This window comes from Lactobacillus corticis (assembly GCF_018327645.1).
GTDB lineage: Bacteria > Bacillota > Bacilli > Lactobacillales > Lactobacillaceae > Lactobacillus > Lactobacillus corticis.
Genome location: NZ_BMAY01000066.1, coordinates 1 through 208, shown reverse-complemented (window position 1 = coordinate 208; position 208 = coordinate 1). Strand labels below are relative to the sequence as shown.

Below are 208 nucleotides of genomic sequence, written 5' to 3'. Positions count from 1 at the left end.
ACGAACTGCGACAGCAGCGCCGGTATCATGTTGTGCACCGCCTGCGGCACGATGATGTGGTACATGGCCTGCACGTACGTCATCCCGTTGCTTCGTGCACCTTCCATCTGTCCGTAGTCGATCGATTCGATCCCGGCGCGCACGATCTCGCTGATCATCGCGCTTTCGAATACTACCAGCGCCGTAATCGAGGCACTCACCGATCCCA

1 protein-coding gene is annotated in these 208 nt (G+C 58.7%); it reads right to left on the bottom strand.

The genetic code is table 11. The features are described 5' to 3' along the window. Positions 1 to 208, bottom strand: a 208-nt coding sequence (locus KI210_RS08745) for an ABC transporter permease subunit (RefSeq protein ID WP_212781477.1), incomplete at both ends; no start/stop codon positions are given.